At 61.2% G+C, this 19,942-nt stretch carries 20 protein-coding genes; 9 read left to right on the top strand and 11 right to left on the bottom strand.

The annotated features are described in order from the left end of the window. Positions 1-3: 3 nt before the first annotated feature. Complete coding sequence (locus AC1Q6Y_RS06775; protein WP_090456359.1) at positions 4-1,458, bottom strand: flavin-containing monooxygenase; 1,455 nt, start codon at positions 1,456-1,458, stop codon at positions 4-6. 198 nt (positions 1,459-1,656) lie between these two features. On the opposite strand from AC1Q6Y_RS06775, the gene AC1Q6Y_RS06770 reads away from it, so the two are divergent. Then, positions 1,657-2,730, top strand: a complete 1,074-nt coding sequence (locus AC1Q6Y_RS06770; protein WP_090456357.1) for a diguanylate cyclase — start codon at positions 1,657-1,659, stop codon at positions 2,728-2,730. 330 nt (positions 2,731-3,060) lie between these two features. On the opposite strand, the gene AC1Q6Y_RS06765 is transcribed toward AC1Q6Y_RS06770, so the two are convergent. The 3 genes from AC1Q6Y_RS06765 to AC1Q6Y_RS06755 form a co-directional block, all read right to left on the bottom strand. Then, the gene (locus AC1Q6Y_RS06765; RefSeq protein ID WP_046043248.1) at positions 3,061-3,930 is read right to left on the bottom strand and encodes an isocitrate lyase/PEP mutase family protein; all 870 of its coding nucleotides are present in this window, start codon (positions 3,928-3,930) and stop codon (positions 3,061-3,063) included. A gap of 142 nt (positions 3,931-4,072) precedes the next feature. Then, positions 4,073-5,107 (bottom strand): arginine N-succinyltransferase, encoded by a 1,035-nt coding sequence (gene astA, locus AC1Q6Y_RS06760; RefSeq protein ID WP_492624235.1) that lies wholly within the window; start codon positions 5,105-5,107, stop codon positions 4,073-4,075. 49 nt (positions 5,108-5,156) lie between these two features. Then, positions 5,157-6,173, bottom strand: coding sequence for an arginine N-succinyltransferase (locus AC1Q6Y_RS06755; RefSeq protein WP_150815008.1), 1,017 nt, complete (start codon positions 6,171-6,173; stop codon positions 5,157-5,159). A gap of 564 nt (positions 6,174-6,737) precedes the next feature. On the opposite strand from AC1Q6Y_RS06755, the gene AC1Q6Y_RS06750 reads away from it, so the two are divergent. Beyond that, the gene (locus AC1Q6Y_RS06750; RefSeq protein WP_492624234.1) at positions 6,738-7,310 is read left to right on the top strand and encodes a histidine phosphatase family protein; all 573 of its coding nucleotides are present in this window, start codon (positions 6,738-6,740) and stop codon (positions 7,308-7,310) included. Next, positions 7,310-8,065: a precorrin-6A synthase (deacetylating) gene (gene cobF / locus AC1Q6Y_RS06745; RefSeq protein WP_492624233.1), complete on the top strand. Its 756-nt coding sequence runs from the start codon at positions 7,310-7,312 to the stop codon at positions 8,063-8,065. The genes AC1Q6Y_RS06750 and cobF overlap by 1 nt, the downstream gene beginning before the upstream one ends. 63 nt (positions 8,066-8,128) lie before the next feature. Here cobF and ftrA read toward each other — a convergent pair whose 3' ends face one another. Beyond that, a complete protein-coding gene (gene ftrA, locus AC1Q6Y_RS06740) occupies positions 8,129-9,157 on the bottom strand; it encodes a transcriptional regulator FtrA (protein WP_492624232.1) in 1,029 nt (342 codons plus the stop codon). A 101-nt stretch (positions 9,158-9,258) separates the two neighbouring features. Here ftrA and AC1Q6Y_RS06735 point away from each other — a divergent pair, with 101 nt between their 5' ends. After that, entirely contained in the window at positions 9,259-9,693 is a 435-nt protein-coding gene (locus AC1Q6Y_RS06735; RefSeq protein WP_492624231.1) for a rhodanese-like domain-containing protein, read from the top strand. A 144-nt stretch (positions 9,694-9,837) separates the two neighbouring features. Here the strand turns inward: AC1Q6Y_RS06735 and AC1Q6Y_RS06730 are convergent, their stop codons facing one another. Further along, the gene (locus AC1Q6Y_RS06730) at positions 9,838-10,479 is read right to left on the bottom strand and encodes a type 1 glutamine amidotransferase (RefSeq protein WP_492624230.1); all 642 of its coding nucleotides are present in this window, start codon (positions 10,477-10,479) and stop codon (positions 9,838-9,840) included. 330 nt (positions 10,480-10,809) lie between these two features. On the opposite strand from AC1Q6Y_RS06730, the gene AC1Q6Y_RS06725 reads away from it, so the two are divergent. The 3 genes from AC1Q6Y_RS06725 to AC1Q6Y_RS06715 all read left to right on the top strand — a co-directional run bounded on the left by AC1Q6Y_RS06725 (position 10,810) and on the right by AC1Q6Y_RS06715 (position 13,792). After that, entirely contained in the window at positions 10,810-11,589 is a 780-nt protein-coding gene (locus AC1Q6Y_RS06725) for an ABC transporter substrate-binding protein (RefSeq protein WP_090456345.1), read from the top strand. A gap of 192 nt (positions 11,590-11,781) precedes the next feature. Continuing rightward, complete coding sequence (locus AC1Q6Y_RS06720) at positions 11,782-12,894, top strand: succinylglutamate desuccinylase/aspartoacylase family protein (RefSeq protein WP_492624229.1); 1,113 nt, start codon at positions 11,782-11,784, stop codon at positions 12,892-12,894. Between the two features lie 181 nt (positions 12,895-13,075). After that, the gene (locus tag AC1Q6Y_RS06715) at positions 13,076-13,792 is read left to right on the top strand and encodes an alpha/beta hydrolase (RefSeq protein WP_223504861.1); all 717 of its coding nucleotides are present in this window, start codon (positions 13,076-13,078) and stop codon (positions 13,790-13,792) included. Positions 13,793-13,795: 3 nt separating this feature from the next. On the opposite strand, the gene AC1Q6Y_RS06710 is transcribed toward AC1Q6Y_RS06715, so the two are convergent. Together AC1Q6Y_RS06710 and AC1Q6Y_RS06705 are read right to left on the bottom strand one after the other, a co-directional pair. Beyond that, positions 13,796-14,362, bottom strand: a complete 567-nt coding sequence (locus AC1Q6Y_RS06710) for a DcrB/PsbP domain-containing protein (protein WP_154862058.1) — start codon at positions 14,360-14,362, stop codon at positions 13,796-13,798. A 138-nt stretch (positions 14,363-14,500) separates the two neighbouring features. Next, positions 14,501-15,295 (bottom strand): hypothetical protein, encoded by a 795-nt coding sequence (locus AC1Q6Y_RS06705; protein WP_492624319.1) that lies wholly within the window; start codon positions 15,293-15,295, stop codon positions 14,501-14,503. Between the two features lie 166 nt (positions 15,296-15,461). Between AC1Q6Y_RS06705 and AC1Q6Y_RS06700 the strand changes: the two genes are divergently transcribed. Further along, a complete protein-coding gene (locus tag AC1Q6Y_RS06700; protein WP_492624228.1) occupies positions 15,462-15,992 on the top strand; it encodes a chalcone isomerase family protein in 531 nt (176 codons plus the stop codon). 245 nt (positions 15,993-16,237) lie between these two features. Here AC1Q6Y_RS06700 and AC1Q6Y_RS06695 read toward each other — a convergent pair whose 3' ends face one another. From AC1Q6Y_RS06695 to AC1Q6Y_RS06685, 3 genes are read right to left on the bottom strand one after another with little or no spacing between them, the layout of a single operon-like run. Next, positions 16,238-17,419 (bottom strand): acetyl-CoA C-acetyltransferase, encoded by a 1,182-nt coding sequence (locus AC1Q6Y_RS06695; RefSeq protein ID WP_492624227.1) that lies wholly within the window; start codon positions 17,417-17,419, stop codon positions 16,238-16,240. 11 nt (positions 17,420-17,430) lie between these two features. Beyond that, the gene (locus tag AC1Q6Y_RS06690) at positions 17,431-18,096 is read right to left on the bottom strand and encodes a CoA transferase subunit B (protein ID WP_008021761.1); all 666 of its coding nucleotides are present in this window, start codon (positions 18,094-18,096) and stop codon (positions 17,431-17,433) included. A 36-nt stretch (positions 18,097-18,132) separates the two neighbouring features. Further along, on the bottom strand, positions 18,133-18,831 hold the full coding sequence (locus AC1Q6Y_RS06685; protein ID WP_034150336.1) for a CoA transferase subunit A: 699 nt from the start codon (positions 18,829-18,831) through the stop codon (positions 18,133-18,135). Between the two features lie 175 nt (positions 18,832-19,006). On the opposite strand from AC1Q6Y_RS06685, the gene AC1Q6Y_RS06680 reads away from it, so the two are divergent. Beyond that, a complete protein-coding gene (locus tag AC1Q6Y_RS06680) occupies positions 19,007-19,903 on the top strand; it encodes a LysR family transcriptional regulator (protein WP_090456332.1) in 897 nt (298 codons plus the stop codon). Positions 19,904-19,942 lie beyond the last annotated feature (39 nt).

The following is a 19,942-nucleotide window of genomic DNA, read 5'->3' as shown; positions in this document are numbered from 1 at the left end:
TGCTCAGGACAAAATGTGATCGGCGGGTTTCAGCGCTCGGGTCAAGCGATGAAAGCTGAAGCTGAATCCCGGAAACATGGCAATCACATGACCGCTCTTGCTTTGATACCAACTGTGGCAACCACCGGATTTCCACACGGTGCGTTCCATTTCCCGGTGGATCATTTCAGTGTAGGTACGTTCCGCCTCATGGCGAACTTCGATGCTGCGTAAACCTTGAGTCTTCAAGGTGCGAATGCAATCGAGGATGTAATTCATCTGGGATTCGATGATGAACAGTGCCGAGGTGTGACCGATCCCGGTGTTCGGTCCAGTGACGATGAACAGGTTGGGAAAGTCGGGCAGGGCGGTGCCGAGGTAGGCCCGTGGGTACTGCGCCCAGACTTCCTTGAGACGGGTGCCTTTTTTGCCCGTTACCGGGTAAGAAATCACCCCGTCGGTGGCATCGTAGCCAGTGGACCAGACGATCAGGTCCAGGTCGATGTGCTGGCCGTCCAGTGTCACGATACCGGTCTCGTCGATGGACGCGATGCCTTGCTCGCGGCTGTGCAGCGTCACGTTGTCGCGCGCCAGTGCCGGGTACAGCGTGCTGGACAGAATCACCCGTTTGCAGCCGATGGTGTAGTCCGGCGTCAGTTGGCGCCGCAGTTCGGCATCCGGCACCTGGCGTTTGAGAAAACGCAGGGCCTGGCGCTGGACCATGTGCACCGCCGGTTTCGAATACTTGAAGGCAATCACCCGGGTTTCGAATTGCCAGTAGATCCCCCAGCGCAGCAGCTTGTAGGCCGGCTTGAACCCCAGCAGCCAGCGCTGGAAACGGCCAAAGCTGCGGTCAGCCCGGGGCAGGACCCAGTGGGGCGTGCGCTGGAATACATGCAAGTGCCCGACGTCCGGGGCGATGGCCGGAATGACCTGGGCCGCACTGGCGCCGCTGCCGACGATGGCCACGCGTTTTTGCCGGTAGTCGTAGTGATGATCCCAGTTGTTGGTGTGAAACGCTTTACCTTGAAAACGCTCCTGTCCGTCGAAGCGCGGAACAACCGGTTGACTCAGCGGCCCGGTCGCGTTGATCAGGAACTGTGCGCAAAACGTGCCTTTGCCGGTGGTGTACACCGTCCAGCGTTTGTGGGCGTCGTCCCATTCGACGCGCTCGACATTGGCGCCCAGTTCCACTTTGTCCCGCAGGCCGAAGTGCTCCACCACGTGGCGGGTGTAACGGTGCAGTTCGGCCTGTTCGGCGAACATTTGCGTCCAGCGATACGGCGCAAAAGACAGGGAGTACAGCGGCGAGGGCACGTCGACTGCCGCGCCGGGGTAGGTGTTCTGGCACCAGGTGCCGCCGAAGAAATCACGCCGCTCCAGCAGGCGAAAATCGTCGATGTCGGCCTTGAGCAAATTGATTGCTGCACATTGGCCGCCAAACCCGCTGCCGATGATCAATACTTGAAAGGTCTGCATGGGCCTCCTCTTATGGTCATTGATCAACCCCTTCTTTCATGTATAGCCGTTAATGGGGGGAGGCTTTTGCTTTTATGTGAGCCTGATGTCGCGATTTTCAGCCCGTTAGTCGGTGATGGCTATTTAATGCCACCCTGATAGACTCCAGCGCATAGGCACAGGCTGTAATCGCATTCCGTGGAGTGGCAAAGAGGTCCTATGGCAAAAGCGGGAGGAAAGGGATCTTCATTGGCCAGGAGGCTCTATACATCGCGGATCCTGGGGTTGGCCCTGGGGCTGGTGTGTGTGAGCGCGGCAATGTATCCACTCGATCCTGCACCTTGGGTCTGGGGCTTCATGTGGTTCAATGGCCTGGTCTGGCCGCACCTGGCTTACCAATGGGCGCGCCGGGCCAAGACGCCCTATCATGCCGAACACCGCAATCTGCTGATCGATGCCTTTCTCGGCGGCTTCTGGATTGCCGCGATGCAATTCAATCCACTGCCCAGCGCGACCACCATTTCCATGATGGCCATGAACAACGTGGCCATAGGCGGCTCGCGCTTTCTACTGGCCGGGACAGCCTCGCAAATCCTGGGCGTGGGCGTTGGCATGCTGATTTTCGCCCCGGCGTTCATTCCTGCCACCAGCGCGGTGCAGCTCTATGCCTGTTTGCCGTTGCTGTGCCTGTATCCGCTGGCGCTGGGCTGGATCTGCTTCCGCCAGGCTCATACTCTGGGCTGTCAGAAGCGTGAACTGCTGGCACTGAGCCGCACCGACAGCCTGACAGGCCTGCTGAACCATGGCACCTGGAAGGACCAACTGGAGATCGAGTTCCAGCGTTGCAATAGCCAGCAAAAAGGCGGAGCGATCGCCCTGATCGACATCGACCATTTCAAAGCCATCAACGACACCTACGGCCATGTTGCCGGCGACATCGTCTTGCGTCAGTTGAGCAAAATGCTCAAGCAGAACCTGCGAGCGACCGATGTGGCAGGGCGCTACGGCGGCGACGAGTTCTGCGTGATCCTTCCGGACCTGCCCCTGAACCGCGCCGCTGCCATCATGGATGCCCTGCGCGCTCGCTTCGCCATCTTGGGCTACGAGCAGAACCCGGCGCTGAAAGTCAGCCTGAGCATTGGCCTGGCGTCATTCAACCCAGCCCATGCCGACGCGATGCTTTGGCTCAATGATGCCGATCATGCGTTGTACGAAGCCAAGACCACCGGGCGTAATCGGGTGATCTGCTGCGGTAACGGGAAACCCCATCGCGAACTGCTCGACTCGGTGTGACCCTTCACCGCAAAACCTGTGGGAGCGAGCCTGCTCGCGATGGCGGCGTGTCAGGCGGCAGGGATGTTGGCTGTGATGGCCTCATCGCGAGCAAGCTCGCTCCCACGGGATTCCGGGTGAATACAAGATTTGTGTTCAACAGAAATCCACTGTGGGAGCGAGCTTGCTCGCGATGGCGGCGTGTCAGGCGGCAGGGATGTTGGATGTGATGGCCTCATCGCGAGCAAGCTCGCTCCCACAGGGACTCCGGGTGAAAACAAGATTTGTGTTCAACAGAAATCCACTGTGGGAGCGAGCTTGCTCGCGATGGCGGCGGGTCGGTTTAAACCGTCATTCCTTCACGCTCATGAACTCCTCCGCGAAGCGGATGTATTCCTCGGGTTGCGTATAGGTGTGCGTCAGCTCGGTGGCGCTCAGGTCCGACGTCTGGGTGAGGATCTGGCGTTGTTCGCGCAGGCTGTCGTAGGTCGCCTTGATCGCGGCGAAGTACGCGCCATGGCCGTCGATGGTCACGCGCACACCCAGTTCGGCCAGGCGTTTGTCATCGCGCAGCAGCGGGTTGCCATAGGTCACCAGCATCAGCGGCACGCTCAGGTGCTCGGCGATCTGCTCCAGATGGTCGAAGTCCTTGATGCCCACCATGCAGATCCCGTCGGCGCCGGCGCTCTGGTATTGCCGGGTGCGGCTGATGATTTCCTGCACCGGCAGAATCCCGGCATGGGTGCGGGCGATGATTGCCATTTCCGAATCGCAGCGGGCTTCGAGCGCCGCGCGGATCTTGCCGACGCCTTCGGCGACCGTGATCAGGTCGGTGGATTTACGGCCGAACTGCGCGGGCAGCAGGGTGTCTTCGATGGTCAGCGCAGCCACGCCCGCACGTTCGAGTTCGACGATGGTGCGCATGACGTTGAGCGCGTTGCCGTAGCCGTGGTCGGCGTCGGCAATCACCGGCAACTGGGCGACACGGCCGATGCGGGTGGCCTGTTCAGCGAATTCGCTGAGGGTGATCAAGGCAAAGTCGGGGGCGCCCAGCACTTGCAGCGATGCGACCGAACCCCCGAGGATCCCGACTTCGAAGCCCAGGTCGGCGGCGATGCGGGCCGACATCGGGTCGAAAACCGAGGCCGTGTGGTAGCAGGTGTTGGAGGCGAACAGTTGGCGAAAATTGCGGCGCAAATCTTGATGGGAAAGCCTGGACATATGAGTTCCACCAATGGAATGGAAGGGCTTGAGCAAAAGTGTCAACGCCGAAGAAATAAAAGGCTATCACGCGCGCAAGGGGAGAATGATGACGAATTTGCTGGGTCAGGCCGATTGACATCGCCGCGATGGAACTGATAGGTCACGCCGCCACGGCCTGTTGCCGCTGGTCAAGCAGCGGCACGGCGCGCACCGAGTCTCCGGGTTGCAGTTGCAAGCGCTTGGCGGTCAGGCGATCAACCACCAGGCTGTTGCCCACCTGTCGGGCCGGGGCGCAGGTAATGCGACAGTTTTCCCGGCGGCGGTTGTGAATCAGCCAGAGGGGCGCTTTATCGTCCGGCGAGCCGATGGCCAGTGACAGCTGTCGGCTGTCGCGCACGGTGCGGATTCCGGAAACCGGGGCTTCGATGACCGGCCCGCCGTCAAAAATATCGATGTAGCCCTGGTGGGCAAAGCCCTCGGCGCTGAGGATTTTCAGGGCCGGCTCGGTATTGGGGTGGGCCTTGCCGATCACCGCCTGGGCCTGTTCGGTGAGCAGGCAGGTGTACAGCGGCTGGCGCGGCATCAGTTCGGCGATGAACGATTTGTTGCCCAGCCCGGACAAGTGATCGGCGTGGCTGAAATCCATCTTGAAAAAGTGCCGGCCGAGGCTGTCCCAGAACGGCGAGCCACCTCGTTCATCAGCGCTACCGCGTAATTCGGCGATGAGCCGGTTGCCGAACAGCTGGGTAAACTCGGCCACAAACAACAAGCGCCCGAGGGAAAGCAAACGGCCGTTGCTGCCCTGGCGCTGATCGGGGCGCAGGTACAACGAGCAGACTTCCGATTGCCCGGTCAATTCATTGCTCAGGAACAGGGTCTGGATCTGGCGCTGGATACCCAGGTCCGCCGAAGCGCTGACCGTCAGTCCGACCCGGTAGTTGTACCAGGGCTCGCGCAGACCGACGCCCCCCGTCAGGGCGCTGACGCCCACCACTTGCTGCTCGTCATCCTCGAGCACGAACAGGTAATCGGCATCGGCCCGGTCGACCTGTCCGGCGAAGGTGCGTTGGGCCCAGCGAATCCGGTAGGCCAGGCGTTCTTCATCGGCCGGCAGGCTGGTAAGCCCCGGAATGGCCTGCCGCACCAGCGTGAACAAGGCGGGCAGGTCGGTGATCTGGACCGGACGGACAATCATGGGGCGGTTCCTTGTGCGCGGGTGCTCGGGCGTTGAATCTGGCGGGTGTTCACAGGGCCACCAGCCGGACGGGGCTGCCCTCGGTCACCTTCAGCGCCGTGCACATGGCGGCGTCAAGGGTCACGGGTTGTCCGGGGATGTAATCAAGATCGGCGACGATGGCTCGGTAATCCTTCAAGGACTCGTTGCTCACCAGAAAGCGGCCGCGGGTGTCGATCACCGGGCCAGGCTGCGTTATGCCGCACTGGCTGTGGGCGATGGAGCGAATACCCGAGGTACGCGCATAGAGCGTCGGGCCTCCATCGAACAGATCGATGTAACTGTTGGTTTCGAAGCCTTCCCGTTCGAGGATATCGAAGGCTTCCTGGCCATCGGGGTGGATGCTGCCGATGCAGTCCTGTGCCGCCTGGGGCAGCATGGGCACGTAGATCGGATACTGCGGCATCAGTTCGGCGAGAAAGGTGCGGCTCTGCAGACCGCAAAGCCGTTCGGCCTCGACGTAGGGCAAGTCGAAGAAATGCTTGCCCACGGCGTCCCAAAATGGCGAGTGGCCTTCATCACTGCTGTAGCCGACAATCTCGGTGATCACCGTTTCGGAAAAACGCCGGGCGTGGGCGGCGATGAACAACAGGCGCGCCCGCGACAGCAGTTCGGAATGCGCGCTGCGCACTCGCGCGGCATCGATATGAAAGCCCCGCAGCAAGGTGTGACCACTTAGGTCGTGACACAACGACAAGGCCGGTACACCGTGCTCGATGTTCAGTTCCCGCGAGGCACTGGTGAAGTGCCGGTTGCGCAGGCTGTAGAACGGCTCGTTGTAACCCGCCGTGGCGAGGATTTCCGAGCAGCCGGCCAGGTGCCGTGTCGTCAGGTCTTCGAGTACAAAGAAGTAGTTTTCCGGGCCATGAGCCTGCACGTCCTTTTCGAACGAGGCACAGGAATCGAGGATTTTTCCGCGCAACCGTTCGCTATCGTCGGGCAGGGACGTGACGCCCACGAGGCTTTCACGGGCCAGCCTCTGCAACTGGGGCAGGTCGGCCAACTCGACTGGACGCAAGACCAGCATGGAGACACTCCTGTATCAAACGATTCGGCGGCTTGAGCCGAACCTGACTATCACTGTCGGTTTTTCCACACATTAAATCGGTGGTCATCTGAACGTTGTCAGGCGCCACGCTTTTTCTTATCGGATGTTTCTTGGGATGGACCGCATTAAACGAGGAGCAGGCGGTTCGGTCGGAGGTGGTGCCTGGCCAGGCGCGTTGATCGGGTGTTCGAGTAAAGGCATCCGGGCTCCTGCTGGATGAGTGTGGCACGTGTTTTAACAATCCGTTGAAAGGAGTATTTAATCATCGCGTACTGCCTGTCTAGTGAATTTTCGCGTGGTCTGCTCGTGCCCGAAAAAGGTGCGAAGTGCCTGTACTACGGGGCTACGCCGATGTCGTAAAGTCTTGTAGGCGATTGCCTGCATTGCGGTCAGCCATGACAGAAAGTCTTGCAGGAAATGACTGAAGGAATCCGTTTCAAACAGGAAAATTAAACACCACCCGGGCCTGCTTTCTTGCGGCACAATTGCGCGATGGCGGTCACCTGACGCCGTCGTTCCTTTCCATCCCTGGAGTGATTGCTGGTGCAGGCAACCCGTTTAACCCTGATTTGCCACGCTCGAACCGTCGCACAGAAATTGGCGCGCTTTCCTCTGGACGAGCCTCTGGAGATGGATTGGCAAGCGCTCAGGCTTTCCCGTCGCAATCAGTTCAAGGGCGCTCCACGCCTTGTCTGTGGTCCGGAGTTGCGCACCCGGCAAACCGCTGGACTGTTCGCCAGCGCGCCGCAGATTGTCGACGCCTTGAGGGACTGCGATTTCGGGCGCTGGGGCGGTGAGCGCATCGGTGATCTGCAAAAAACCGAAGCCCAGGCGCTCCAGCATTGGCTGGACGACCCGGCTTCGGCCCCCCACGGTGGTGAGTCGCTGGTGCAACTGGGCGAGCGTGTGGGCGCCTGGCTGACAACCTTGCAATCGACGCCGGGGCACATCGTTGCCGTTACCCATCCCTTTGTCATCCGCGCCGCGCTGACGCAAGTGTTGCAGGGGGGCGCGTCCAACCTGATTGATGTCGAACCCCTGTCGGCCGTCGAGTTGAGGTTCCATGACCGCTGGCGACTGCGCTTTCCGGGCATCGATCCCGAGGAGCTGTTGTGATGAAAAAACTCCTGGTCATCGGCATCGGTGCCGGCAACCCCGACTACATCACGATGCAGGCCGTGAAGGCGCTGAATCAGGTCGATGTTTTTTTTCTCATGGACAAGGGCCAGAGCAAAGACAAACTCATCGATCTGCGCCGCGAAATCTGCGAGCGCTACATCACCGGCCACGACTACCGTTTTGTCGAAGCCCACAGCCCCGAGCGTGAGCGCGGTGAGGTGGACTACAAGAGCTGTGTCGACGACTTGAACCTGGCCAAACAACAGACCTTCGAACGGTTGATCAATGAAGAGCTGTCCGACAGCCAGTGTGGTGGTTTTCTGGTGTGGGGCGACCCTGCGCTGTACGACAGCACCATCCGTATCCTTCAGGCGATCCAGGCGTCGGGCGCCTGTGGGTTCGAGTTCGAGGTGATTCCCGGGATTACCAGCGTCCAGGCATTGGCGGCACAACACAAGGTGCCGCTCAACCAGATTGGCCGCTCCGTTGAAATCACCACCGGCCGACGCCTGGCGGCAGGGCAGGTGAGCGATGCCGACAGCCTGGTGGTGATGCTCGATGCCCAGGATGCTTTCCATCAGGTGGTGGATCAGGACACCGAGATTTACTGGGGGGCCTATCTGGGGACGCCGGATGAAATCCTGATCAGCGGCAAGCTCAAGGATGTCGCGGATGAAATCGAACGGGTGCGCAAGGCGGCGCGGTTGGCCAATGGCTGGATCATGGATACCTATCTGCTGCGAAAGCCGTGATCAGTCGTTGACCGGGCTGACGCCTTCGCGAGCAAGCCCGCTCCCACAGTGGATCTTCAGTGTTCACACCATCGGTGTGGGAGCGAGCCTGCTCGCGATTGGGCCTTGAAGGTCAACCGAAGGTAAAGTGTTACCCCCACGCCCAAACCGCTCCCGATACACCGAAGGCGGCACGCCAACCACCGTTCGAAACGCAACCCGGAAACTTTCCACCGAGCGATAACCACAGCGTTCGGCAATCTGCTCGGTGTTCTGGTCGCTGCTTTCCAGCAGTTCACGGGCGCGGCCCAGACGTTCGTGCTGCAACCAGGTTTTCGGTGACTGGCCGCTGGCTTCGGTGAAGCGGCGCAGGAAGGTGCGTTCGCTCATGGCGGCTTCGCTGGCCAGGTCGCGCACCTCCAGCGGCTCGTGCAAACGCTCACGTGCCCACTGCATGACGCGGGAAAGATCGTTGCGTGGTGCAGGACTGACCGGCGTCGGAATGAATTGCGCCTGACCACCGCTGCGTTGCGGCGACATGACCAGGCGCCGCGCCACGGAGTTGGCCACCTGGGTGCCGAAATCCCGCGCCACCAGGTGCAGGCAGGCATCGATGCCTGCCGCGCTGCCGGCGGAGGTGATCAATTGGCCGGAATCGACATACAGCACGTCCGGGTCCACGAGGATGCCGGGAAACCGCTCGGCCAGTTCCGAGGTATAGCGCCAGTGCGTGGTCGCACCGTGCCCGTCGAGCAACCCGGTGGCGGCGAGGACGAAAACACCGGAGCAGATCGACAGCAACCGCGCCCCCCGGGCATGGGCCTGGCGCAAAGCAGCGATCAGTTCTGCTGGCACCGTGGCGCTGCGGTCGCGCCAACCGGGGATGATGATGGTGCGGGCATCGGCGAGCAATTCCATGCCGCCATCGGCCAGTACCTGGATGCCGCCCATGGCCCGCATCGGACCTTGATCGACCGCGACAATACGATGCTCGTACCACGGAAAATCGAATTCAGGTCGTGGCAGGCCGAAGATCTCCACGGCAATGCCGAACTCGAACGTGCACAGGCCGTCGTAGACCAGAATCGCGACCATTCCTGGGGTGGGTTGCATTTGGCGGAAAATTCCCGGTGAGTGTCTTGTACGCCACTGTAGCCGCAAGTCGCTGGCGGATAAAGTCTTTCCACACCCACCATCTCTTTGGAGTACAGCCCATGACCAGCCTGGTTCGCGAAATTCCCGCCGCCCCATCGGCCATCGCCCTGATGCATTTCAGTAACCGTCTGACGTTCGAAACCGATTGTTCAGACGTCTACGGCAGCCAGCAGGCTGGCGAAGTCGATTTCATTCTGGTGGATGTTCGGGGGCCGCTGGCGTTCGACCGCGGGCATGTACCGGGAGCGATCAACATTCCCGGGCGCTTGCTGAACGCCGAAGGTTTGGCGGGTTATCCGAAAAACAGCCTGTTTGTGGTCTATTGCGCCGGGCCTCACTGCAACGGCGCCAACAAGGCGGCGGTGAAACTGGCGGCCCTGGGTTATCCGGTCAAGGAGATGATCGGCGGCGTGACAGGGTGGCTCGATGAAGGGTTTGAGTTGAGTGTCGGGGTGCCGCGGCCGGTGAAGGCTGTGATCGGTTGTGAATGCTGATATCCAAACAGCATTGATCATTGTGGCGAGGGGGCTTGCCCCCGTCGGGTTGCGCAGCAACCCCGGAATCTCTGAAATAGTCGAGAGTGTCGGGAGCGCTTCGCACTCCAACGGGGGCAAGCCCCCTCACCACAGGTATGTATTTCAGCGCAAGGAAGCGGCCGCCCACCACTCATCCAGTGTCGCCTGCAACCACGCCAGCACATCGGCGTAGGCCGCATCGTCCTGCGGCCCTCGGGGCAACGGCGACTCATCGCCAAAATGCGCATTGAGCAGGGTCACCGACTCGGCGTTCCACTCCGGATGAAACTGCAGACCCAGCCGCGCCGGCCCGGCTCGGTACATCTGCTGCACACAGTGCTCGCTGCTGGCCAACAGCTGCGCCGCAGGCGGCAGGTCGATGGCGTCTTCGTGCCACTCCAGCACCTTCAGCGTTTTCCCATCGATAAAGGTCACGGTGGTCCATCCGGTTTCGGTCCGGTCCATCCGCCGTACATTCCCGCCCAGGCTCAGCGCCAGCAACTGTGCCCCCAGGCATATGGCGAACACGGCCGCGTCCTGATCCAGCGTGCCTCTGAGCCATTGCCGTTCGGCTTCCAGCCAGGCCGGGCCGGCATCGGATTCATAAGGCCCGCCCAACAGGATCACGGGATCGGCGCTGACGGGCGGCAATTGGCCGAGGTCGGCGCGAAACACCTTCAGCGTCAGCCCTCGGGATTCGGCCCAGATGGCGATGGCGCCCGGACCTTCGGCGCAGTGGTGCTGGATCAGGTTCAACGTGGGCATCACGCTACTCTCGATGGGACGCAAGGGCGCTCAATGTGCCGCAAAACACCGGGCATCGCCAGCCGTCCCGTTCTGTCGGATGGAGCCGGAAAACCTGTAGGTTTGCTCTGAAAACGCGGTATGTCTGACAGACTTTGCACCGTCATGGCGCGTTCACCTCGATGCCTCTCTCCGGGTGCCACTTTTCTATAAATATTTGTCGCCTTGGCGTAATTTACCCTCCTGTAGCCGCTCTAGACTGCCGGCCACTTCGGTTTCCGCTCACGAAGCGATGACCGAACGCTGCCAATCGAAGCTGCCAATAAAAGCCTCCGCACACAGGAGTTATAAATGAAGAAGCTAGTGATGTTCGGTGCCCTGGCACTGTCGATGTTGTCCCTGACCGCCGTGGCCGAAGACGCCAAGCCGATTCGCATCGGTATCGAAGCCGGCTACCCGCCATTCTCGATGAAAACCCCTGACGGCAAACTCACCGGTTTCGACGTGGATATCGGCGATGCGCTGTGCGAGCAGATGAAAGCCAAGTGCACCTGGGTCGAACAAGAGTTCGACGGCCTGATCCCAGCGCTGAAGGTCAAGAAAATCGACGCCATCCTGTCGTCCATGACCATCACTGACGACCGCAAGAAGAACGTCGATTTCACCATCAAGTACTACCACACCCCGGCGCGCTTCGTGATGAAGGAAGGCAGCGACGTCAAGGACCCGCTGACCGAACTCAAGGGCAAGAAAGTCGGTGTGCTGCGCGCCAGTACCCACGACCGCTTCGCCACTGAAGTGCTGCAACCGGCGGGGATTGTCCTGGTGCGCTACGGCTCCCAGCAGGAAGCCAACCTGGACATGGTTTCCGGCCGCATTGATGCGCTGCTGGCCGACTCGGTCAACCTGGACGACGGTTTCCTGAAAACCGACGCCGGTAAAGGTTTTGCCTTCGTCGGCCCTGAGTACAACGATCCGAAATACTTCGGCGGCGGAGCAGGCATTGCCGTGCGCAAGGGCGATAAGGAACTGGCGGACAAGTTCAACACCGCCATCACCGAAATCCGCGCCAACGGCAAGTACAAGCAAGTGCAGGACAAGTACTTCAAGTTTGACGTTTACGGCGAGTAAGCGAGCCGTTCAAGAAAGTGGTAGCCGTTGACGCGGCTGCCACTTTTTTTGTGCAATTTTTTCAGCGAAGAAGATACCTGTGGGAGCGAGCTTGCTCGCGATAGCGGTGGGTCAGGCAAAATGGCTTCGACTGAATGAACGCCATCGCGAGCAAGCTCGCTCCCACAGGTTTCTCTGTTTTCAGGAGTTTATATGCAACGCATCGACCACCAACTGCCCTGGAGCCACCTGGGCAGCGAGCGCACCCTGAGCGTGTTTCGTTATGGCGCGGGCACGCGCAAGGTGTACATCCAGGCCAGCCTGCACGCCGACGAATTGCCGGGCATGCGCACCGCCTGGGAGTTGAAAAAACGCCTGGCCGAACTTGAACAACAGGGACAATTGAAGGGTGTGATCGAACTGGTGCCGGTGGCCAATCCCATTGGCCTCGACCAGCACTTGCAAGGCAGCCACATGGGGCGTTTCGAGCTCGGCAGCGGCAAGAATTTCAACCGCTCGTTCGTCGAACTCAGTGCGCCGGTGGCCGCGTTGATCGGTGATCGTCTCGGCAGCGATGCCCAGGCCAACATTGCGTTGATTCGCCAGACCATGGGCCAGGTCCTCGACAGCTTGCCGGCAGCGGCATCGCAGCTGGAAGCCATGCACCGCCTGTTGCTGCGCCATGCCTGCGACGCCGACATCACCCTCGACCTGCATTGCGATTTCGATGCGGCGATCCACATCTACGCGTTGCCGCAGCACTGGCCGCAGTGGCAATCCCTGGCGGCGCGTTTGCAGGCCAGCGTGGCGTTGTTGTGTGAAGACTCCGGCGGCAGTTCGTTCGATGAATCCTGTTCTTCGCCATGGTTGCGCCTGGCCAGGGCGTTCCCGGCGGCAGCGATTCCACCGGCCAACCTGGCGACCACCCTGGAACTGGGCAGCATGGGAGACACCCGCGTCAATCAGGCCCAGGCCAATTGCGAGGCCATTCTCGGGTTCCTCGCCGAGCAGGGATTCATCTCCGGCACCTGGCCGGCGGCACCGGCCGAATGCTGTGAAGGCATGCCATTCGAAGGCACCCAATACCTGTTCGCCCCGCATCACGGCGTGGTCAGCTTCCTGCGCGAGGCCGGGGAGTGGGTGGAGAAGGGCGATGCACTGTTCGAGGTGGTCGACCCGTTGAACGACAAGGTCACCACCGTGCAGGCCGGCACCAGCGGTGTGCTGTTCGCCATCGACCGTGGGCGCTACACCCAGCCAGGCAGCTGGCAGGCGAAGGTCGCCGGGCGCGAGCCGATTCGGGTGGGCAAGTTGATCAACGACTGAGCCAGGTACTTCGCCGTCTGTTCTGGCCTCTTCGCGAGCAAGCCCGCTCCCACAGGGTTTACGCGTTCCCTGTGGGAGCGGGCTTGCTCGCGAAGGCGGCATCGGCCACGCCTGAGATGTTCCTGTCTACTGCACAGTGTTAGGCTCTTGCGCGAATCCTGCATTCAGTGAAGGAAGACCCATGTTGAAGATTCTCGCGCTGCTCACGCTCCTGGTATCCACCGCTGTCCACGCCCAAACCCCGCTGCAAACCGACTTGCCGCTCAAGTATCTGGAGCAGGCCAACGCCGATTCGAACCATCAACCCCTGGTGATTTTCCTCCACGGTTACGGCAGTAACGAGCAGGACCTGTTCGGCATCAAGGATGACTTGCCCGCGTCCTACACCTACCTGTCGGTGCGGGCACCCTTGGTGATGGAGGCGGGGAGCTATCAGTGGTTTCGCAAGAAGGGCGAAGGGGCCTACAACGGCGAGACCGATGATCTGAAGTCCAGCGGCCAGTTGTTGCTGGATTTCGTCGCACAGGCCACGAAGAAATATCACACCGAACCGGAGAAGGTGTTCCTGGTCGGTTTCAGCCAGGGCGCGATCATGACCTACGAAACAGGCCTGCGGCATCCCGAGGCGCTAGGCGGGATCGCTGCGTTGAGCGGACGGATTCTGCCGGTGCTCAAGTCCGAGCTCCAGCCGGATGAAAAACGCCAGTCACTGGCTATTTTCATCGGGCATGGCGAGCAGGACAAACGCCTTCCCTACAGCGACGGTACTGAAGCCAACAGCCTGCTGCAGAGCGTGTCACTCGAACCCGAGTTCCACGGCTACCCCGGTGTCGGTCACAGCATCAGCGCCGACGAGATACAGGACTTGAGCGCCTGGTTGCAGCGTCTCAACCCCTGACATTCATTTTCCGCTGACGATCTGCTTGACCAGGGTTTCGTGGGCCGCCATGTCGCCGGGGCGGGAAATCACCTGGATTACCGCCATGCGTGTGCCGGAGGCGGCCATTAGCGTGGTGGTGAGGGTCATGCCACCGCCCTGCGTGGCGGTGCCGTCGATCTGGCGCAGGCCCAGCCCGGTTTTCTGGGTCAGGGCTTTCTCGCTGAGCTTGTTGTAGTCGGGCAGGGATTTGTGTTGCGCCGCATCGAAATCGGCCACGGTGCCGTCGAGGAACCCGCCGTCGTTGTCCTTGACGCTGATACCGTTGGGTAGAGTGTTTTCAGCGGCGATCACCACGGTCTTGGTGGTTTCATTGCTGTAGAGGGTGCCGCTGGCACCGTCCGGGCTGGCCGGCAGCGGGTTGGCGACGAAACCCTTGGGCAGGTTGAAGGTGAACTTGCTGCCGAGCATGGAGACTTTATGGGCGGGCGCATCGCTGGATGTGGCCTTGGCGGCCTGCGCATTCAAAGCCCCAAGGCCGGTAGCGGCTGCCAGCAGCAGTACAAGGGCTTTTTTACTCAACAATGACATCGGAATCTCCAGGGATGTGCGCGCGGTGGGGCGCGATCATCCCATGGAGGTTGCGATGCATTCCAGTGTGCTCTACCCAGCGGTCACCTTGGCTGAACACCCACCTATGCTGAGGGCCGCTCGATGAGCTGAGGCAGCTTAGCGTTTGATGGCTGCTCTTTGAGTGTCAGTCGCCGGGCCGGCTGGCCGCGCCAGCAGGCGTTTGGTCACGCCCAACATGGCCACCGACACTGCGACGCCCAGCACAAAAGCGTTCATTCCCATCGTCGGCAGGGCCAGGGCCAACACCAGGCAGAAGGCGGCGAACGAGTACATGCCGGTGGCGGTGGCGCGCAGCAGCGCGGCGGTAAAGGCCGGGCCACGGGTTTGCTGGGAGAACACCGCCATCACGCTGCCCAATACGGGGAACACTGCCAGCAGGCCGCTCCAGCGGTCACCGACGGTGCTGGCCAGCAGTGTCACAACCAGGGTGAGCAATGCACCGGCCACCATGCGCAACAGAAGCTTGTCGGATTTCGGCGCCGGGCCACTGAGCACGGGTTGCACAGTGGGGAACAGGTACGGTGCGGCGAGCAGCGCGGTGGCGGCGGCGCACACCGAAAACACCAGGGAGGCCGGGATCAACGACAGGACAACCGCCACCAGTGCCCAGACCGACAGCGAGATCAACAGCGTCAGCGGCCATCCGGCCCGTTGTGCGACCTGGGCGTAGCTCACGCAAAACGCAATCATCGCGAACATGGCTGACAGCGCGGCGGTGGCCGATTGTGCAGCGAACGCCTGGCCTTGTTCGAGGGCGAGGAACAACAGGATCGGCCCGACCACCACCGGCAACCCCGATAACCAACCTGCCACGCTCGGCCCCCAGCGTTTGCCAGCCAGGGAAATCAGCAGCAGGAAGCCTGGGATCACCAGCAGTTTGAGGATCAACACGCGCACGTCTCCGACCTTGTGAGGTGGCAACGGTAACATTGCAGCGGGTAGATTGCTTTATGTGCATGTAAGTTTTGTATACAAAATAGAGATTTTCTCGAGTTCTACGAAAGGCTCTTTTGCGCAAACGTTTTATCAAGGCATCCCACGATGAGGACAGCTCACCTTGAAACGCCAACGTTCACCCCTGCGCCATGGTCTGTGGCTGCTTGTCCTGATGAGCTGCCAGGCCCTGGCCAATTGGCAGGACTCGCTGCCTGGTGCGCAAATCCTCGGCAGTGGTGAGTTTCGCAAGTACGGCTTCGATGTCTACAGCGCACGGCTCTGGAGTACTTCGCGACCCCTGGCGAGCGATCAGCCGTTCGCCCTGGAGCTGATCTACCAGCGCAGCATTTCCCGTGATGACCTGGTGAATGCCAGCGTCAGGGAAATCAAGCGACTCGCCGGCACTTCGGTCAGTGCCGAGCAACTGGCGTCCTGGCAGGTGCAGATGCAACAGTCGTTCGTCGACGTACAGGCCGGCACGCGGCTGACCGGTGTCTATCTGCCGGGGCAGGGCGCGCGGTTTTTTCTCGGCCAGCAGCTGCTGCGTGATGTGAAGGACCTGCAATTCGCCAAGGCGTTTTTTGCCATCTGGCTCGATCCGCGTACCGGCAACCCCGAGTTGCGTCAGCAGTTGTTGGGCGTGGCGCCGTAAACTTTGCGATGATCCGGGCCTCATCGCGAGCAAGCTCGCTCCCAGAGTGTTTGGCGGTGTGGCTCCATTTTTTGAACAGTACAAAAACCTGTGGGAGCGAGCTTGCTCGCGATGAACGATAACGCGGTCCATCTGAAAAAACGCAGGCAAAAAAGAACCCGGTGCGACTTGCATCGCACCGGGTGTTTTTCCAGGCGGTCACGGATCTTCGTGGGTCCCCGCGCCGTCTGTTGAACGCTGTTGGCTTAAGCCCGTTCGAGCGCCAGTGCCACGCCCTGACCACCACCGATACACAGGGTGGCGAGGCCTTTCCTGGCGTCACGCTTGAGCATTTCATGCAGCAGGGTCACCAGCACGCGGCAACCCGAGGCACCGATCGGGTGACCCAGGGCGATGGCGCCGCCGTTGACGTTGACCTTGTTCAAGTCCCATTCCAGGTCCTTGGCCACGGCCAGCGATTGCGCGGCGAAGGCTTCGTTGGCTTCGATCAGGTCCAGCTGGTCGATGGACCAGCCGGCCTTGTCCAGGCAGCGGCGGGTGGCCGACACCGGGCCGATGCCCATGATCGCCGGGTCGACGCCTGCGTTGGCGTAGGCGGCGATTTTTGCAAGGACTGGCAGACCCAGGGCCTTGGCCTTTTCGGCGCTCATCAGGATCACGGCCGCGGCACCGTCGTTCAGCGACGAAGCGTTACCGGCGGTCACCGAACCGTCCTTCTTGAAGGCAGCTTTGAGTTTGCCCAGGGATTCGGCGGTGGTGCCGGCCCGTGGCTGCTCGTCGGTGGCGAAGGACAGCGGATCGCCCTTGCGCTGCGGGATCAGGATCGGCGTGATTTCATCGACGAAGCGCCCGGCTTCGATGGCGGCCACGGCTTTCTGCTGCGAGGCGGCGGCGAACGCGTCCTGCTGCTCGCGGCTCAGGCTGTATTTCTCGGCCAGATTCTCGGCGGTGATACCCATGTGGTAATCGTTGAACGCATCCCACAGGCCATCGCTGATCATGGTGTCGACGATTTGTGCGTGCCCCATACGCAGGCCGGTGCGGGCACCGGGCATGACGTAGTTGGCCAGGCTCATGTTTTCCTGGCCACCGGCAATGATCACCTCGGCATCGCCGCAGCGAATCGCCTGGGCACCCAGGTGCAGGGCCTTGAGACCGGAGCCGCAGACCTTGTTCAGGGTCATGGCCGGCACGGCGAAGGGCAGGCCGGCCTTGATGGCGGCCTGGCGCGCAGGGTTTTGCCCGGCGCCGGCGGTCAGCACCTGGCCCATGATCACTTCATCGACTTGCGCAGGATCCAGGCCGGTTTGCGCCAGCAATTGGCGGATCACCGCAGCGCCCAGGTCGACGGCGGACACATTGGCCAGCGCCCCCTGGAAACTGCCGATCGCGGTGCGCGTGGCGGCAACAATGACGACTTCTTGCATGGAATGATTCCTCACTGGGCAGCGAACTGCATTTCCGGCACGTGGTCCGGCACGATCAGTTTACCTGCGGTCTTGGCGACGATCTCCTCGACGCTGACGCCCGGCGCACGTTCTTTGAGAATGAACGCGCCGTTTTCGATTTCCAGGTAGGCCAGGTCGGTCAGTACACGCTTGATGCACCCGGCGCCGGTCAGCGGCAGGCTGCATTGGGACAGCAGCTTGGACTCACCGTCCTTGGATGCGTGGGTCATGATGACGATGATGTTGTCTGCGCCGGCGACCAGGTCCATCGCGCCGCCCATGCCCTTGACCAGTTTGCCGGGGATCATCCACGAGGCGATGTTGCCTTGCACGTCCACTTCAAAGGCGCCCAGCACGGTCAGGTCGACATGACCACCGCGGATCATCGCGAAAGACTCGGCCGAGGAAAAGATCGAAGCACCGATGCGTGCGGTCACGGTTTGCTTGCCGGCGTTGATCATGTCGGCATCGATGGTGTCTTCAGTAGGAAAAGGACCCATGCCCAGCAAGCCGTTTTCCGACTGCAGCATGACTTCCATGCCTTCAGGGATGTAGTTGGCGACCAGGGTCGGAATGCCGATGCCCAGGTTCACGTAGAAGCCGTCCTGCATTTCGCGGGCGACGCGTTGAGCCATTTGTTCGCGGGAAAGTGCCATTGTTTTTATTCCTTCATTCGGTCCGGGGGCAGGGGATCACTTACGCACGGTGCGCTGTTCGATGCGCTTCTCGAACGTGCCGCAGATGATCCGGTCGACGTAGATGCCAGGGGTGTGGATCTGCGCCGGGTCCAGCTCGCCGGGTTCGACGATTTCTTCGACTTCGACCACGGTGATCTTGCCGGCGGTGGCCGCCAGCGGGTTGAAGTTCTGGGCGGTGTGGCGATAGATCACGTTACCGAAATGGTCGGCTTTCCAGCCTTTGACGATGGCGAAGTCGCCGGTGATGGATTCTTCCATCAGGTACTTGCGACCATGGAATTCGCGGACTTCCTTGCCGTCGGCGACAGGCGTGCCAACGCCGGTGGCGGTGAAGAACGCCGGGATGCCGGCGCCGCCTGCGCGCATTTTTTCCGCGAGGGTGCCTTGGGGGGTCAGGGTGACTTCGATTTCGCCCTTGAGCAGTTGCTCTTCGAACAGCTTGTTTTCGCCGACGTAGGACGCGACCACTTTGCTGATCTGGCGGTCGGTCAGCAGTACGCCAAGGCCGAAACCGTCGACGCCGCAGTTGTTGGAAACCACGGTGAGATCGCGGGTGCCCTTGCGCTTGATCTCGTTGATCAGGTTTTCCGGGATCCCGCACAGGCCGAAGCCGCCGGCGATCACGGTCATGCCGTCTTCAAGACCTGCCAGAGCTTCCTCGTAGGAACTCACGCGCTTGTCGAAACCTGCCATATGCACCTCTTTTATTCTTTGTGGGCGGCTGGCTAGCCGAATGGGATGGAGTGTCTCGCTGTCAGATTAATTTGTTAAGTTGTTTTTTAGAGCGGATTGATTGATAAAGCTCAATAATGTGCTGTCCAGTCTCTTGCAGCTTAGAACCTGTAGCTTACAACCGGAGCGTTGCCCCATGACCGTCAAGCAGATCCGCGCCTTTCTGGCCGTGGCCCAGAGCCTGAGCTTTGCCGTGGCCTGCGAGCGCCTGCACCTGTCGCAATCGGCCCTGAGCCTGACCATCAAGGCGCTGGAGGAGGGCCTGGGCGGGCGCTTGTTCACCCGCAACACGCGTAACGTGGCGCTCACCGCCGAAGGCGAATCCCTGGTGCCGCTGGCGCGCCGGTTGATCGCTGACTGGGACAATGCCGAGGATGAACTGCGTCAACGCTTCACCCTGCAGCGCGGTCGCGTGACCCTGGCGGCGATGCCGTCGTTCGCCGGCAACCTGCTGCCACCGATCCTCAAGACCTTCCGCGCCCGTTATCCGAATGTCAACGTGACGGTCAATGACGTGATCAACGAGCAGGTGCTGGAAATGGTCCGTGACCGCCAGGTGGAGCTGGGAGTGGCCTTTGAACCGACCCAGAGTTCGTCGCTGCAATTCACGCCGTTGTACATCGACCGTTTCGTCGCGGTGGTGCCTCTGGATTCGGCACTGGCCGAACTCGATGACATCGACTGGCAGACCCTGCTCAAGGAGCCGTTCATTACCTTGCAGCGTCCGTCCACTGTGCGAGTAATGCTTGAAGAGCATCTGCAGGCCCGCGGCATGAAGCTGCCGGTGGAATTTGAAAGCCATCAACTGGCGACGGTCGGGCGCATGGTCGCCAGTGGCCTGGGCGTGAGCGCGGTGCCGGCCTTGTGCGCGGGGCAGATGCGTGAACTGGGGGCGCGTTGCATCACCTTGCGCGACCCGGTGGTGGAGCGGGCGCTGGGGGTGTTGACGTTGCCGGGGGGCGAGTTGTCGGCGGCGGCGCAGGCGATGTTTGATGTGCTGAAAGCGGAAAACCTTGGGCAGCGATTTTCGTGAGTTGTATGGGGGACCTTGTGGGAGCGAGCTTGCTCGCGA

The organism is Pseudomonas sp. GW823-FHT06E10, assembly GCF_058794995.1.
Note: the sequence above shows the minus strand (reverse complement) of the source record. Positions and strands in the feature narration are given on the sequence as shown.

What these genes read in the sequence shown, in the direction of transcription:
- AC1Q6Y_RS06775 (WP_090456359.1), bottom strand. Translation starts at nt 1,458, where the DNA reads ATGCAGACCTTTCAAGTATTGATCATCGGCAGCGGGTTTGGCGGCCAA.
- AC1Q6Y_RS06770 (WP_090456357.1), top strand. Translation starts at nt 1,657, where the DNA reads ATGGCAAAAGCGGGAGGAAAGGGATCTTCATTGGCCAGGAGGCTCTAT.
- AC1Q6Y_RS06765 (WP_046043248.1), bottom strand. Translation starts at nt 3,930, where the DNA reads ATGTCCAGGCTTTCCCATCAAGATTTGCGCCGCAATTTTCGCCAACTG.
- astA (WP_492624235.1), bottom strand. Translation starts at nt 5,107, where the DNA reads ATGATTGTCCGTCCGGTCCAGATCACCGACCTGCCCGCCTTGTTCACG.
- AC1Q6Y_RS06755 (WP_150815008.1), bottom strand. Translation starts at nt 6,173, where the DNA reads ATGCTGGTCTTGCGTCCAGTCGAGTTGGCCGACCTGCCCCAGTTGCAG.
- cobF (WP_492624233.1), top strand. Translation starts at nt 7,310, where the DNA reads ATGAAAAAACTCCTGGTCATCGGCATCGGTGCCGGCAACCCCGACTAC.
- ftrA (WP_492624232.1), bottom strand. Translation starts at nt 9,157, where the DNA reads ATGCAACCCACCCCAGGAATGGTCGCGATTCTGGTCTACGACGGCCTG.
- AC1Q6Y_RS06735 (WP_492624231.1), top strand. Translation starts at nt 9,259, where the DNA reads ATGACCAGCCTGGTTCGCGAAATTCCCGCCGCCCCATCGGCCATCGCC.
- AC1Q6Y_RS06730 (WP_492624230.1), bottom strand. Translation starts at nt 10,479, where the DNA reads ATGCCCACGTTGAACCTGATCCAGCACCACTGCGCCGAAGGTCCGGGC.
- AC1Q6Y_RS06725 (WP_090456345.1), top strand. Translation starts at nt 10,810, where the DNA reads ATGAAGAAGCTAGTGATGTTCGGTGCCCTGGCACTGTCGATGTTGTCC.
- AC1Q6Y_RS06720 (WP_492624229.1), top strand. Translation starts at nt 11,782, where the DNA reads ATGCAACGCATCGACCACCAACTGCCCTGGAGCCACCTGGGCAGCGAG.
- AC1Q6Y_RS06715 (WP_223504861.1), top strand. Translation starts at nt 13,076, where the DNA reads ATGTTGAAGATTCTCGCGCTGCTCACGCTCCTGGTATCCACCGCTGTC.
- AC1Q6Y_RS06710 (WP_154862058.1), bottom strand. Translation starts at nt 14,362, where the DNA reads ATGTCATTGTTGAGTAAAAAAGCCCTTGTACTGCTGCTGGCAGCCGCT.
- AC1Q6Y_RS06695 (WP_492624227.1), bottom strand. Translation starts at nt 17,419, where the DNA reads ATGCAAGAAGTCGTCATTGTTGCCGCCACGCGCACCGCGATCGGCAGT.
- AC1Q6Y_RS06690 (WP_008021761.1), bottom strand. Translation starts at nt 18,096, where the DNA reads ATGGCACTTTCCCGCGAACAAATGGCTCAACGCGTCGCCCGCGAAATG.
- AC1Q6Y_RS06685 (WP_034150336.1), bottom strand. Translation starts at nt 18,831, where the DNA reads ATGGCAGGTTTCGACAAGCGCGTGAGTTCCTACGAGGAAGCTCTGGCA.
- AC1Q6Y_RS06680 (WP_090456332.1), top strand. Translation starts at nt 19,007, where the DNA reads ATGACCGTCAAGCAGATCCGCGCCTTTCTGGCCGTGGCCCAGAGCCTG.